Consider the following 13,511-nt stretch of genomic DNA (forward strand, 5'->3'; position numbering starts at 1 on the left):
CCATGCCCGCATTCCGATACCTGATTGTCCTGCCGCTGCTGTGCTGGGGGCTCGCCTCGCTGGCGGAGACCACACCGCAGAGCCGGCTGAAGAGCTTCCTCGATTCTGCCCGCACTTTGCAGGCCGACTTCACCCAGGTCCGGCTCGACGAAAGCGGTCGGCCCCGGCAGGAGAGCGGGGGTTCCTTCTATTTGCAGCGGCCCGGCAAGTTCCGTTGGGATTACACCAAGCCCTACCGGCAGCAAATCGTCTCCAGCGGTGGCAAGGTCTGGTTCTACGACGTCGACCTGGAACAGGTGACAGCCAAGAGACTCGGCCAGGCCGTGGGTTCGACGCCGGCCCTGCTGCTGAGCGGCGAAATGGCGCTGGAGGACAATTTCACCATCGAGGACCAGGGGACCGAGGAGGGCATGTACTGGATCAAGCTGGTGCCCAAGTCGGAAGAAGGCGGATTCCGCTACGTGCTGATCGGGCTCGAAGGCGACAAGCTGGCCGGTATGGAGCTGAGTGACAATTTCGGCCAGTTGACGCGCATCTATTTCGCCAATCTCCGGACCGGCATCACCTTGGACCCCAAGCTGTTCCAGTTCAGCCCGCCAGCCGGAGTGGATGTGTTCGAGGACAAGTAGCCGCCGGTGTCCGCTGACTTCTCCCAACCGCTGGCCGACCGTCTGCGTCCCCGGACGCTGGACGAATACATCGGCCAGCTCCACCTCATCGAGCCGGGCCGGCCGCTGTACGAGTCGATCCGGCGCGGCCGTCTCCATTCGATGATCTTCTGGGGCCCGCCCGGCACAGGCAAGACGACTCTGGCGCGGCTGGTCGCCCGCCATGCCGATGCCGAGTTTCTGCCGGTTTCGGCCGTGTTGTCGGGGGTGAAGGAAATCCGCGAAGCCTTGGCTCGGGCTGTGCAATTCAAGGCGGCCGGCCGCCGTGCCATCCTGTTCGTCGACGAGGTGCATCGCTTCAACAAGTCGCAGCAGGATGCATTCCTGGCCCATGTCGAGGACGGCACGGTCAGCTTCATCGGCGCCACCACCGAAAATCCCTCGTTCGAGGTCAACAGCGCCTTGCTGTCGCGGGCCAGGGTCTATGTGCTGAAAGCCCTGACCGAGGCCGACCTGTTGGGCGTCATTGATCGCGCGCTGTCGGATGCTGAACGCGGCCTGGGCGGGCGCGGCCTGAACATGTCCGACCCCGTGCGCATGGCTTACGTCCGTGCCGCCGATGGCGATGCCCGGCGCTTGCTGAATCTCCTGGAAATCACCGCGGATCTGCTGGACGCCGGCCAGACGGTGGTGAGCGAGGAGGTCGCACGGCAGGTCCTCGCGTCTGGAACCACACGCCGTTTCGACAAGCAGGGCGAGGAGTTCTACAACCAGATTTCCGCCCTGCACAAATCGGTGCGCGGCAGTTCGCCCGACGCCGCACTGTACTGGTTGTGCCGGATGCTGGACGGGGGCTGCGATCCGCTTTATCTAGCCCGGCGCCTGGTGCGGATCGCATCCGAGGATATCGGTAACGCCGACCCCAAGGCGTTGGAGCTGTGTCTGAATGCCTGGAACGCCCAGGAACGTCTGGGCAGCCCGGAGGGGGAGCTGGCCCTGGCGCAGGCCGTCGTGTATTTGGCCGTCGCTCCCAAGAGCAATGCGGTCTACGAAGCCTACAAGGCCGCCCGGGCAGATGCCGCCCGATCGGGCAGTCTGCCGGTGCCCCTGCACCTGCGCAATGCCCCGACGGGCTTGATGAAGGGCCTGGATTACGGCAAGGGATACCGCTATGCGCACGACTATCCGGACGCGTACGTTCCGGGCGAAAACTATTTCCCCGAGGGGCTGGAGCGACGGGAATACTACCGCCCGGTCAACCGCGGCATGGAGATCAAGATCGCCGAGAAGCTGGAGCGTCTCAAGGCGCTGGATAAGGAGGCGGACGAGCGGTGAGCGCCGCTTCCGGTTTTTCCGCGGCTGCCCGCCGCCTGCTCTCGCTGCTGGCCGATGGCGGCTTCCATTCCGGCGAAACCATCGCGGCGAGTGCGGGTTGCAGCCGCACCGGGGTCTGGAGGCGCATCGAGGAGCTGCGCGCCCTGGGGGTGGAAGTGCATGCTGTACCCGGGATGGGTTACCGTCTGGCGCATCCGCTGGAACTCCTGGACGGGGAGGTGATCGCGGGCGCGCTGACCGGTACGGCAGCGGAAGCCATCGGTCTTATCGAAGTTCATGAGCAGCTCGATTCCACCAATGATCACCTCATGCGGCGGGCGGCCGAAGGCGCGCCGGCCGGCACCGTCTGCCTGGCCGAGCGGCAGAGCGCCGGGAGGGGAAGAATCGGGCGGACCTGGGTGTCGCCGCTGTCCGGCAACGTCTATCTCTCGCTGCTGTGGCGGTTCGGGCGGGCGGGATTTTCCGGGCTCAGCCTCGCCGTGGGCGTGGCCGTGGTACGGGCCTTACGGGCGCAGGGCATCGGCGATGCGGCACTCAAATGGCCGAACGACATCCTGTGGTCGCGCCGCAAGCTGGGCGGCATTCTGATCGAGGTGAGGGGGGAGGCCAATGACCAGTACGCCGTCGTGATCGGGATCGGCCTCAACGTGAATCTGCCCGACAGCCACGCCGTCGCCATCGACCAGGACTGGATCGACCTGGCGCGGATTCCGGGAGGCGCCGCCGTATCGCGTAACCGGCTGATCGCCGGGATGCTCAATGAACTGGCTCCCTTGCTGACGGATTACGAAACCACCGGGCTGGCGCCGTATCTCGAGGAATGGCGCGGCTACCACGGTTTCGAAGGCGCGCAGGCCAGCGTGCAGCAGGGGGACTGGGTGTGGACGGGGCGGATCGTCGGTGTTTCAGGGGAAGGACTGCTGTTGCTGGCATGCGAGGACGGCCCGGTGCGGGAGTTCGCATCCGGCGACGTACGGGTGAGGCCACTGTGAAACTGCTGATCGACATCGGCAATTCGCGGGTGAAATGGGCACGCTCGGAGCCGGGGCGGTACACTTTCGGCGGTGCGTTCGCTACGGATGCGTCCAGCCTGGCAGAAGCGTGCGAAAGCCAGATGGCGGCGCTGCCGCGGCCGGAGGCCGTGCTGGTGTCCAACGTTGCTGGCACGAGGGCGGGCCGGCTGCTCGCGGACTGGGCATCGGCCCGATGGGTTGTGCCGGTCCGTTTCGTACGCAGCGAGGCTTCGGCCCTGGGAGTCGTCAATGCCTATCCAAACCCGGCCCAATTGGGTGTCGATCGCTGGCTCGGGCTGATCGGGGCGTGGCGGACGCGTCGCGATGCCTGCTGCATCGTCAGCGCAGGCACCGCCTTGACCATCGACCTCCTGGACGCGGAGGGCCGGCATCGGGGCGGCGTGATCGGCCCCGGATTGGCAATGATGCGCGCGGCCCTGGCCTCTCTGGAGGCATTGGGCGGGGCGGCTGAAAGCTGCGACGGCTTTTTCTGCAACCGCACTGGACCCGCATTGTCCAGCGGTATTCTTCACTCGGCCGTGGGCTTGATACGGGAATCGCAGGCTCGGGCGGCGCGGCTCCTGGCGACGGAGCCTGAACTGCTGCTCACCGGCGGAGATGCCGAAACGCTCCGACCTTACCTCGAGACCCCGGTCCGTCTGGTGCCTCACCTCGTCCTCGAGGGTTTGCATGCCGTAGCGGAGCGAATGCCATGAGATTTCTTTTCTATTTTCTCCTCATCGCCAATGTGTCTTTCTTCTTCTGGAGCCTGGGTCATCGCGATACCAAGCGGCATGTCGATGTCAAATCTGTCGAAGCCTCGGGAAGATTGTTGTTGCGTTCGGAGGTTGCAGACACCCGCGGCGAAATCCAGAGTCCGCCGACCGAGTCTCCCCCGCCCGCCCGGATCGAGAACGAACTGCCAGCCGGCGAGGCCGGCTGCTACCGGATGGGACCGTTCGCCGAGACGGCCGAAGCAAGGCGGGTGCTGGCTCTGGTCAAGGAGTGGATCGACCGGGCGAACCTGACCAGCGAATCCTCGGAATCGCTCGATGGCTACTGGCTGCTCTATCCCAAGGCCGAAAACATGGATGAGGCCAAGGGTAATCGTAAGATGCTGATGGACAAAGGCATCAAAGACGTCTGGCTGATCGACAAGGGCGAGATGGCAGGCACGATTTCGCTCGGTATCTTCAAGACCCGGGAGGAGGCCGAAACCGAGGTGGTCCGCCTGTCCAAACTCAACGTGCGGGCGCAGATCCGGCCCCGGATCACCCAGGCCGAAACGGTCTGGATACAGTTCGTCTGGGACAAGTCGCCGCTGGAGCTGGATGAGATCATGATCCAGTTGCGCGGCGAGAATCCGGAGGTGTCTGTGCCGCCGCTCAGTCCTTGTCCGTCCGCCAGTCCTCAACGGCCAGCATAACGGCCGGCGACGAAAAGGAAGAACTGGGTCCCGAATATGAGGTTCGCCAGCAGGAGGTGCAGCGGCTGGGCGATGGCCGGGAGACCGAACCGGTCCAGGGTGACCCCGGCGGCGATGGCAGCGACGACGAGGCCCGCCAGCACCATTCCGAAGCGGACATAGAGCGAATCCGCCGGCAAGGACCTGACCATCTTCCAGGCCAGCCAAAGGTTGACACCGAGGATCACGGCGGAGAAGGAGCGATGGACGTAGAAGATGAGCGGGAAGTTTTCGCGCCACAGGCTGCGGTCCGTCGCGGCGGTCGCGGCCATGACGTCCACCGATTCGCGGATCTGGGTGCCCATGGCGATCTGCAGGAGGGTCATGCCCATGGCCACCATCAGCACGGTGCAGAAGCGCGGAGGCAGGCCGGAGAGGTCCAGTGTTGCGAAACGGCTGCGCTGGGAGCGCGTCACCGCATAGATCAGCAGGCAGACGATGGCGAATGCCATCAGCATGTGGGCCGTGATCATGACGGGGCGCAGATTGCTGGCCACCACGGCGGAGCCCAGCCAGCCCTGGAAGCCTACCGCCAGGAACACCGTCAGCGCGAGCCAGGTCACCGTCCGGTCGGTTTTCCAGAAGGCCAGGGAGCGGTACAGCGTGGCAATGATCAGCAGCCCGATGCTGACGCCGACCAGGCGGTTGACGTACTCGGTCCAGGTCTTGACAGGATTGAAGCGGGTGTCGGCATAGCCACGCTCGGCGTAGATTTCGTGATAGTTGGCCGGGAGCTGTGACTCGTCCGTCGGCGGCACCAGCCGGCCGAAGCAGGTCGGCCAGTCTGGGCAGCCCATTCCGGCACCGGAGGCTCTGACGATGCCGCCCACCATGATCAAAAAATAGACGGCGGCGATGGTGATGATGCCGATCCGGGCGAACCGGCTGCCGGCATCGGGAGCGGTGCTGCATTGCATGATGCGATCTCGAAGTCATTCGTCCGCTCTATGTTGGGAGCGGGCCGGGTGAGGGGAAGAGGCCGGGCGAATCATAGCACCGGAGCGGTGCGGCGATAATCGGAGAGGTTCCGAATGCGGAAATTGCGCCGCCCCGGCCTTGATAAAGAATTCCGGCGTTCATATATGCGCCTCTGGTTCTTCAACAAACTGAGGAGTTTTCCGATGCCGATCTACGAATACCAGTGCAGGTCCTGCGGCCACAGCCTGGAGGCCATGCAGAAAATCAGCGACGCGCCGTTGACGGACTGTCCCGCCTGCGGCCGGCCGGAGCTGGCCAAGCAGGTTTCTGCCGCCGGGTTCCGGCTCAAGGGCGGCGGCTGGTACGAAACCGATTTCAAGGGCAGCAAGGACAAGAAAAAGAATCTGGCCGGTGATGCTACGCCGAAAGCGGAGAGCAAGCAGGCGGACGGTACCGCTTCGTCCGGAAAACCCGTGGCCTAGGATCGGCTTGCGCTGGCTGGAAGCCAGCGCGTAACATTCAACCTTTTTTCAGTCGATCAATAGAGTCCGAACATGCGCAGTCACCGTTGCGGGGAAGTGAACGAGAGCCTTCTGGGCCAGGAAGTCGGCTTGTGCGGCTGGGTGCATCGGCGGCGTGACCACGGGGGAGTGATTTTCGTCGATCTCCGGGACCGGGAAGGGCTGGTGCAGGTCGTGTTCGATCCAGACCACCCCGAGCCCTTCAGTCTCGCCGAAACCGTCCGCAGCGAGTACGTCATCCGTGTGGTGGGTAAGGTCCGCGCCCGTCCGGAGGGGACAGAGAATCCCAACCTCAAGAGCGGTAGAGTCGAGGTGTTGGCTACCTCGCTGGAAATCCTCAATCGTTCGGAAACTCCCCCGTTCCCCATCGAAAGCGACATCGAGGTGAACGAGGAGATGCGGCTGCGCTACCGCTACATCGACCTGCGCCGGCCGGTCATGCAGCAGCGCATGCGGCTGCGTCGTGACATCACCCGCTTCCTGCGCAATTTCCTGGACCATCATGGCTTCTACGAGATCGAGACGCCGTTTCTCACCAAGGCGACGCCGGAAGGCGCGCGCGACTACCTCGTGCCCAGCCGCACCCATCCGCATTCGTTCTTCGCCCTGCCGCAGTCGCCGCAGCTGTACAAACAGCTGCTGATGATCTCCGGGATGGACCGCTATTACCAGGTCGTGCGCTGCTTCCGCGACGAGGACCTGCGCGCCGACCGCCAGCCGGAATTCACCCAGCTCGACATCGAGACCTCGTTCATGAACGAGGACCAGATCATGACGCTGATGGAAGCCATGATCCGCGATTTATTCCGGGAAACCCTGAACGAGGAGCTGCCGGATCCGTTCCCGCGCATGACCTATGCCGAGGCCATGCGCCGGTATGCCTCAGACAAGCCGGATTTGCGCATTCCGCTGGAGCTGGTGGACATCGCCGATCTCATGGCCGGGGTAGAATTCAAGGTGTTCGCCGGGCCCGCCGCCGATCCGGAAGGCCGGGTGGTGGCGCTCAAGCTGCCGGGCGGCGGCGACCTCTCGCGCAAGGACATCGACGACCTGACCCGCTTCGTCGGTATCTACGGCGCAAAAGGCCTGGCGTATGTGAAGGTGAACGACCTGGGGGCCGGATTGGAGGGACTGCAGTCGCCGATCCTAAAGTTCATGCCGGAATCCACCATTCGTGGCATCCTGGAGCGCACTGAGGCGCAGACCGGGGACCTGATCTTCTTCGGCGCCGACAAGGCCCGTATCGTCAACGAATCCATGGGCGCACTGCGGGTCAAGCTGGGCCAGGACCGCGGGCTGGTCGAGAAGGGCTGGCGACCGTTGTGGGTCACGGACTTCCCCATGTTCGAATGGGATGAAAAATCCGGCCGCTGGGTCGCTCTGCATCATCCCTTCACCGCGCCCAAGTGCAGCGAGGAACAACTCAGGCAGAACCCCGGTCGGGCCCTGTCCCGTGCCTATGACATGGTGCTCAACGGCACCGAGATCGGCGGCGGCTCGGTGCGTATCCACCGTACCGAGATGCAGCAGACCGTATTCGATCTGCTCGGCATCGGTGAGGAGGAGGCGCAGCAGAAGTTCGGCTTCCTGCTCAACGCCTTGCGCTACGGCTGTCCGCCCCACGGTGGTTTGGCCTTCGGCCTGGACCGTCTGGTCATGCTCATGTCCGGGGCTTCTTCCATCCGCGAAGTGATGGCCTTCCCCAAGACCCAGTCGGCTTGGTGCCCGTTGATCGACGCGCCGGCCCAGGTCAACGACGCCCAGTTGCACGAGCTCGGCATCCGACTGCGGAAAAATCCGGCAGTGGAAGGCGGCACTGTGCCATCCACGTGAGGATGTACTCCGAGTAGTGTAGCCCTTCGATCGACCCGATTCAGGTGACTGCCGGGGGGGCACGCAAGCTTCCATGGGGAGCCGATAATCCCCGTTCGCCGATTGGCGAGACGGTTCTGGAACGGGCAGGTCGCGCCCATCCCGCGGGAGACCACCAGGCTGCCCCGCAAAAGCGCTGTTTCCCGATGGCAGCGGGTGGGGCGGACGCCTTGAAATCCGGCGGCAAGTTGTCGGCACCGACGACGGTGTTTCGGGGAGCGTCCAGCGGCAACCAGCTCGAGGAGGTGACGCGTCTCATCCGTCTGCGTGCCCAGACGGGGGAGGGAGCGTCACGGCAGGTCACGGTGTTCACCCAGCCGGACTCTGCAGCCCAATGGCGGCGGAAGCGACCATGCCTGGGGCAACCGCTACTGGGTGCTGGGCGGCTCCGTGCAGGGGGAGTCTACGGAGAGAAATGTCCTCCTCCGCCCTGGCCGGTCCGGACGACGCGAACGACCGCGGGGCTGGATTTCGAAGAGAGCCACCTCGCAGTTCGGAGCGGCCAGGGCCGCAGGTTCGGTGCCTCGGACGCCCAATCGGTGGCGGTATTTCCGAATCCGGTTTGGTTTCCTGTCGCCGACATCGGATTCATGGCGTCGTGCCGTCCCTCACCGGCATCATCCGCAGATAGCGGATGATGGCGTCCGCGGCACGATCACGCTCGGCTTCGGGCAACAGCGCGTTCAGTGGCGGCATCGTCGTGCCCGCGTGCATTTTCTGAGGTTCGGTGATCCAGGTTTTGAGGGCCCGATCGCTGAGCGGGCCGGCGATTTGACGCAGGTCACCGGGAAATTTCCCGCCGCCGATGCCGGCCACCTGGTGGCAGGTGAGGCAGTACTTCCGGGCCTGTTCAAAACCCTCGACAGCCACGGGATCGCTGTCCTGCGGGCGCGCCGCGGCGTAATCGGCCGGCGTGGCCAGGTCGATCCGGACTACCTGATAGGGCCAGCCATAGGCGCCTTGGGCGCGAGCGGCCGAATCCCGCAGGTTGTCCCAGACCAGGTAGTACGGCCCTAGCGACACCCCGGTCTCGTGCTGGCCTGGATTGTCGACCGTAAACGGTTTGCTGTCGGCCCGACCGAAAGCGAGCCAGGCGGAGCCGGGGACGAAACGTCGCGAATCGGTGCTGGAGCGGTAGCCATCGCGGGCGAAAAACACCACCTCGGTGCCCGTCGCTTTCCAGCGATCGCCGAAGAGCCGGTCCAGTAATCCCGACATTTCGAATCCGCGGTAGGCGACCCGGAGTTCGTGACCTGGGCGGGACATGTGAGGCTCCACCACTTCCACGGTCTGCGCCGACATCCCGGTCTCGGCTGCCAGCCGGTCCGGCGGGGGGAGTTCGATGGCTGAGACCGGTAGCGTCGCGACAGCGACAGCGGCCCGGAGCATGACACGGAACACACCCATTGCTGCAGACGGCCGGAAGACGGCGTCCCCGCCGTGACGGCTGCCTGCCCTCATGCCGGCACCACCAGCACGGGGACCGAGGTCCTGCGCAGGACCCCTTCACAACTGCTCCCGACGATAAGGCGGGCCAGGAGTCCCTTCCCATGGGAGCCGAGCACGATCAGGTCCGCCTGCAGCCGTTCGGCTTCCTTGAGAATCGTCTCCACGGTCGGACCCTGGACCATCAGGCCGGTGCAGTTGAATCCTTCCTCCCGCAGGGCTTCAGCCGCTTCCTGGACCCGACGGTGCCAAATTTTGTAGGTTTCGGCGGCCAGATCGCGCATGACCAGAGGATCGGCGTCGTAGCCGACGAAATCCGGCTCCGGTTCAGCAACGTGCAGCAGCCAGATTTCGGCGGATAACGCCTTGGCCAGGAGCCTGGCCTGACTCAGTACCTTATCGGTGATTTCGGAGAAATCGATCGCAACCAGCAGCTTCATGAGTGGTCAGCCTGTTCGGGGAATGGGTGGTCGTAGGGCCGGTGTCGGGCCGAGGACATTATTGGGCGGGATTCGTCGCACTGTAAACCGGCGTCGTGATTCCGATCCGGACCCCGCTGCCGGCGGTACCGAAAGGAGTGAAAAAACGTGCCATCCCTGGCTAAACATTCCCGATACGGAATGTCAGGAAACCTTGTCCTTGAAGATGGGAGATGATGGACGCACACAGTACGGCAGAGGGTGAAAGCCGGCCTCGGCGTCGTCAGTAAACCAGCAATATCGGTGCCATACGTGCGGAGACGGGAAATCATGCAATTCATGATGGGCGGAGGGGGGGCGGCCCGGGGAGCCGGTGTCGCTCCAGCACGACCACCAGGGCGAAGATCACGAGCAAGAGGGCATTGTCGAAGCTGAATTCGGCCCAGAACGGCAAGGCGGGCATCCGCTCGGTCAGCTGCCAGATGCCCACAGCGAGCAGGGGGTAGCCGACGATGCGTTTCAGATCGTAGCGGACCGGATAAAAGCGTCGACCCAGAACGTAGGACAGCAAAGCCATGCTGCCGTAGCAGGCAAGCGTCGCCCAGGCCGCGCCCATGTAGCCGAGCCGCGGTATCCAATGGATATTGAGCGCCAGTGTGACCACCGCTCCCCAGACGGTCAGGTAGGTGCCGAAGCGCGTCTGCTCGGTCAGCTTGTACCAGATGGAAAAATTGAAGAAGACGCCCAGCCACAGGTTGGCCATCAGCAGGATGGGGACGACGCCGAGGCCGGCGCGGTACTTCGCCCCGACGAAGTACTGGATCCAGTCGAGGTTGAGCATCACTCCCAGGAAAATGAAGGAACAGGCGACGACGAACCAGTTCATGACCAGAGCATAGAGTTCCCGGGCTTCCCGCTGCCGGTAGTACGAAAAGAAAAAAGGCTCGGCCGCATAGCGGAACGCTTGGATGAAGAGGCTCATGAGGACGGCGAGCTTGTAACAGGCGCCGTAGATACCGAGCTGTTCCATGGCGATGTCCGGCGGCAACAGATATTTCAACAGGACCCGATCCATGGTCTCGTTGACCATGCCGGCGAGTCCGGCGACCAGCAGCGGCAGGGCATAGGCCAGCATCCGTCGCCATAGCGCGACATCGAAGCGCGGCTTCGCCGCAGCCAGCTCAGGCGTCAGCAGCAGCAGGGTCAGGCCGCTGGCGATTAGATTGGCGATGAATACGTACCCGATGCCGACGGCCGGATCATAGAGTTCTGCCGCCCACGCCAGCCAGCCGGCCGCTCCGCTGTCGTACGCCCATTTGCATAGGCCAATGAAGAAGACATTGGCGGCGACGGTGACGAGGATGTTCGTGGTCTTGAGCAATGCGAAACGCTTGGCTTTTTGCTGTTCCCGCAGCTTGGCGAAGGGCAGGGCGGCGAGTGCGTCCAGGGCGATGATCCATGCCACCCAGCGCACGTAATCGGCACGGTCAGGATGCCGAAGCAGGCCGGCGAGGGTGTCGGCCTGCCCCAACGCCAGCGCCAGGTAAAGCGTCGTCGATAGCAGCAGGGAGAGCAGCGCAGTGCTATAGACGGTGGCTTTGTCGTCGGCTTTCGCGGAAAAGTTGAACAGGGCGGTCTCCATGCCGTAAGTCAGGATGACATTCAGAAACGACGTATAGGCATAGAGCTCGGTGACGACGCCGAATTCCCCCGGTTCGGCGAACTGGTAGGTGTACAGCGGGACCAGGAAGTAGTTGAGCAGTCGGCCGATGATGGTGCTGAGGCCGTAGATCGCCGTCTGGCCTGCCAGCTTTCTGAGCGGATTCATGAGCGGAAAGGGCGGTACAAAATGCCCATGCTACCACTGCGGCATGGCGCCGGTCGCCCGCAGCCCGCTTCGCGCTCGCCGGTGTCGGGTCCAACCGGACCGCCCGCTTGCCGGGAAGGGGCGCCTGAAATGCCCCGGCCGCCCCCGCCCCCACGCCTCCCGGACGAACGCCTCGATGGTTCCGAAACCGCTCCTGCCGGCGTCAAATCCCGACGCAGCCTTTCACCCGATCGGACGTTCGGATCTCGCCCCGCTTCGGCAGGCGTGTCTCCCACCGTTCCGCTCCGGCCGATGCCAGACCGTGGCCGCTCGGCATCGACCCGCCGGTCGAGGTCGAGGGGCGATCCAGTTCCTTCCGCCGAAAACCGGGCTCGATCAGGAGGGGTGAACGGGAAAGTACCCGTCATCCCGTGTATGGCATCGACCTGGATCAAAAGGCACACGGATTCAGGTAAACGTTATCGATAATATGATTAATTATGCTCACATTGCCGTTTCACTGTTGGGCATACTCTTAATTATATTCCCTATCAACGAGTTTTGAGACGGATAATGCTGTCGGCTCACCCATGAGCCGTGGTCTGGAAAGACGGCAGTGAAATACGGTTTTTCGTTATACGCGGCGTCATGACGGCAACTTGTTGCCGAATGGCGACATACTGTACGAGATACAGGAATTTACGGGCGGATGAATTTTTGTTTATTTCGGTTGAAATCGGTTGGACATGGGCTAGTCTTGATCCTGCCATTCAAATAATCGACGGATATCTCTGATAGTGTGTTGTCATATTGGAGTCAGCGACATGAGATTCATGAAAATATCGAGTCACTTCGTGGTTTTCGTACTGGCTGCGGTTGCCGGCGCTCTGGAAGGACATGCGGCTACCGCACTGACGCCTGGAGAACTGCTCGGCAAGGCGCTCTTTTTCGACCCCAGCCTTTCGACCCCGCCAGGACAGTCCTGCGCGGACTGTCATGATCCCAAGGTCGGATGGACCGGTTCGGACCAGGACATCAATCTGCACGGCGGTGTTTACGAAGGTGCGGTTGCAACACGCTTCGGTAACCGCAAACCACCGACCGCCGCCTATGCTTCGTTCAGCCCGAAATTGCACCGCGACGGTAACGGGGAGTTCGTGGGCGGAAACTTCTGGGACGGCAGAGCGACGGGGGAAAGGCTCGGAAATCCCGCGGCGGATCAGGCCCAGGGACCATTCCTCAACCCTTTGGAGCAGAATGATCCCAGTGCGGCGGACGTTTGCCGGAAGGTGGCGGCTTCCAGTTTCGCCGCCCAACTCACGGGTTCAAGCTATCCCGATCTGTTCGCGCGCGCCTTCGGGCCGGGCACGTTGGACTGTGATAATTCATCCGATACTTATGACCGCATCGCTCTGGCCATTGCCGCCTATGAGGCTTCCAGGGAGGTCAGTTCATTCAGCTCGAAGTACGATGCATATCTGAGAGGGAGGGCGGTGTTGACGAAACAGGAGAAGAAGGGGATGGCATTGTTTGAGGGAAAAGCGAAGTGCGCGAATTGCCATTCCACGAGGGGCATGAGCTACGCCGGCAAATTTCCCCTTTTCACCGATTTCACCTATGTCAACACCGGTGTTCCCAGAAACCCGGAAAACCCTTTCTATCAGATGCCCGCCGAGTTCAATCCGCTAGGCGCGGACTGGGTGGACCCGGGACTGGGCGGATTCCTGGCTGGCCGGGTGGAGTACGCACCGTACGCGGCCGATAACAAAGGTAAGCAGAAAGTTCCCACCTTGCGGAATGTCGACAAGCGCCCATCCTTGGCATACCTGAAGGCATACATGCACAACGGCGCATTCAAGAGTCTGAAGGAAGTGGTTCACTTCTATAACACGCGCGATGTGCTGGCCGCCTGTGAGCACCTTTCCCATCCGGAGCCCGGCATCAACTGCTGGCCGGCGGCGGAAGAGGCAGCCAATGTCAACCGGACGGAAACGGGCGATTTGAAGCTGTCGGATGAGGAGGAGGATGCCATCGTCGCGTTTCTGAGGACGCTGTCCGACGGCTTCCAGCTTTCAGGCCCAACGGCCGACTGAGGCGGACTGTGCAC

At 63.1% G+C, this 13,511-nt stretch carries 12 protein-coding genes; 8 read left to right on the plus strand and 4 right to left on the minus strand.

What is annotated here, in order from left to right:
• Positions 1 to 2: 2 nt before the first annotated feature.
• The 5 genes from lolA to ACSHWJ_RS00090 are packed head-to-tail and all read left to right on the plus strand — an operon-like array spanning position 3 to position 4,382.
• Positions 3 to 629, plus strand: a complete 627-nt coding sequence (gene lolA, locus ACSHWJ_RS00070) for an outer membrane lipoprotein chaperone LolA (protein WP_432539107.1) — start codon at positions 3 to 5, stop codon at positions 627 to 629.
• 6 nt (positions 630 to 635) lie between these two features.
• Complete coding sequence (locus tag ACSHWJ_RS00075; RefSeq protein ID WP_010961035.1) at positions 636 to 1,943, plus strand: replication-associated recombination protein A; 1,308 nt, start codon at positions 636 to 638, stop codon at positions 1,941 to 1,943.
• Positions 1,940 to 2,935, plus strand: coding sequence for a biotin--[acetyl-CoA-carboxylase] ligase (locus ACSHWJ_RS00080; protein WP_282213326.1), 996 nt, complete (start codon positions 1,940 to 1,942; stop codon positions 2,933 to 2,935). Before ACSHWJ_RS00075 ends, ACSHWJ_RS00080 begins: the two co-directional genes overlap by 4 nt.
• Complete coding sequence (locus tag ACSHWJ_RS00085; protein ID WP_218800210.1) at positions 2,932 to 3,672, plus strand: type III pantothenate kinase; 741 nt, start codon at positions 2,932 to 2,934, stop codon at positions 3,670 to 3,672. The genes ACSHWJ_RS00080 and ACSHWJ_RS00085 overlap by 4 nt, the downstream gene beginning before the upstream one ends.
• Positions 3,669 to 4,382 carry a hypothetical protein gene (locus ACSHWJ_RS00090; RefSeq protein WP_282213327.1) on the plus strand — a complete coding sequence of 238 codons (714 nt, stop codon included), beginning with the start codon at positions 3,669 to 3,671 and terminating at the stop codon, positions 4,380 to 4,382. Before ACSHWJ_RS00085 ends, ACSHWJ_RS00090 begins: the two co-directional genes overlap by 4 nt.
• On the opposite strand, the gene ACSHWJ_RS00095 is transcribed toward ACSHWJ_RS00090, so the two are convergent.
• Positions 4,367 to 5,338 carry a COX15/CtaA family protein gene (locus ACSHWJ_RS00095; RefSeq protein ID WP_017364549.1) on the minus strand — a complete coding sequence of 324 codons (972 nt, stop codon included), beginning with the start codon at positions 5,336 to 5,338 and terminating at the stop codon, positions 4,367 to 4,369. The two genes, ACSHWJ_RS00090 and ACSHWJ_RS00095, sit on opposite strands and share 16 nt — an antisense overlap.
• Before the next feature lie 204 nt (positions 5,339 to 5,542).
• Here ACSHWJ_RS00095 and ACSHWJ_RS00100 point away from each other — a divergent pair, with 204 nt between their 5' ends.
• The gene (locus ACSHWJ_RS00100; protein WP_432539108.1) at positions 5,543 to 5,821 is read left to right on the plus strand and encodes an FmdB family zinc ribbon protein; all 279 of its coding nucleotides are present in this window, start codon (positions 5,543 to 5,545) and stop codon (positions 5,819 to 5,821) included.
• Positions 5,822 to 5,893: 72 nt separating this feature from the next.
• Positions 5,894 to 7,693 (plus strand): aspartate--tRNA ligase, encoded by a 1,800-nt coding sequence (gene aspS, locus ACSHWJ_RS00105; protein ID WP_218797861.1) that lies wholly within the window; start codon positions 5,894 to 5,896, stop codon positions 7,691 to 7,693.
• A 627-nt stretch (positions 7,694 to 8,320) separates the two neighbouring features.
• Here the strand turns inward: aspS and ACSHWJ_RS00110 are convergent.
• From ACSHWJ_RS00110 to ACSHWJ_RS00120, 3 genes are all read right to left on the minus strand, one after another.
• Positions 8,321 to 9,121 (minus strand): c-type cytochrome, encoded by an 801-nt coding sequence (locus tag ACSHWJ_RS00110; RefSeq protein ID WP_432539109.1) that lies wholly within the window; start codon positions 9,119 to 9,121, stop codon positions 8,321 to 8,323.
• Between the two features lie 68 nt (positions 9,122 to 9,189).
• Positions 9,190 to 9,618 carry a universal stress protein gene (locus ACSHWJ_RS00115; protein ID WP_010961027.1) on the minus strand — a complete coding sequence of 143 codons (429 nt, stop codon included), beginning with the start codon at positions 9,616 to 9,618 and terminating at the stop codon, positions 9,190 to 9,192.
• Between the two features lie 316 nt (positions 9,619 to 9,934).
• Positions 9,935 to 11,425 (minus strand): oligosaccharide flippase family protein, encoded by a 1,491-nt coding sequence (locus ACSHWJ_RS00120; RefSeq protein ID WP_432539110.1) that lies wholly within the window; start codon positions 11,423 to 11,425, stop codon positions 9,935 to 9,937.
• 803 nt (positions 11,426 to 12,228) lie between these two features.
• Between ACSHWJ_RS00120 and ACSHWJ_RS00125 the strand changes: the two genes are divergently transcribed.
• Entirely contained in the window at positions 12,229 to 13,497 is a 1,269-nt protein-coding gene (locus tag ACSHWJ_RS00125; protein WP_432539111.1) for a cytochrome-c peroxidase, read from the plus strand.
• Positions 13,498 to 13,511: the final 14 nt, after the last annotated feature.

The organism is Methylococcus sp. S1M (assembly GCF_051295855.1).
Lineage (GTDB): Bacteria > Pseudomonadota > Gammaproteobacteria > Methylococcales > Methylococcaceae > Methylococcus > Methylococcus capsulatus.

Excerpts from the sequence above, each read along its gene's own strand:
- ACSHWJ_RS00110 (WP_432539109.1), bottom strand. The coding sequence starts at position 9,121 with ATGCTCCGGGCCGCTGTCGCTGTCGCGACGCTACCGGTCTCAGCCATC.
- ACSHWJ_RS00095 (WP_017364549.1), bottom strand. The coding sequence starts at position 5,338 with ATGCAATGCAGCACCGCTCCCGATGCCGGCAGCCGGTTCGCCCGGATC.
- ACSHWJ_RS00090 (WP_282213327.1), top strand. The coding sequence starts at position 3,669 with ATGAGATTTCTTTTCTATTTTCTCCTCATCGCCAATGTGTCTTTCTTC.
- ACSHWJ_RS00115 (WP_010961027.1), bottom strand. The coding sequence starts at position 9,618 with ATGAAGCTGCTGGTTGCGATCGATTTCTCCGAAATCACCGATAAGGTA.
- lolA (WP_432539107.1), top strand. The coding sequence starts at position 3 with ATGCCCGCATTCCGATACCTGATTGTCCTGCCGCTGCTGTGCTGGGGG.
- aspS (WP_218797861.1), top strand. The coding sequence starts at position 5,894 with ATGCGCAGTCACCGTTGCGGGGAAGTGAACGAGAGCCTTCTGGGCCAG.
- ACSHWJ_RS00120 (WP_432539110.1), bottom strand. The coding sequence starts at position 11,425 with ATGAATCCGCTCAGAAAGCTGGCAGGCCAGACGGCGATCTACGGCCTC.
- ACSHWJ_RS00125 (WP_432539111.1), top strand. The coding sequence starts at position 12,229 with ATGAGATTCATGAAAATATCGAGTCACTTCGTGGTTTTCGTACTGGCT.
- ACSHWJ_RS00100 (WP_432539108.1), top strand. The coding sequence starts at position 5,543 with ATGCCGATCTACGAATACCAGTGCAGGTCCTGCGGCCACAGCCTGGAG.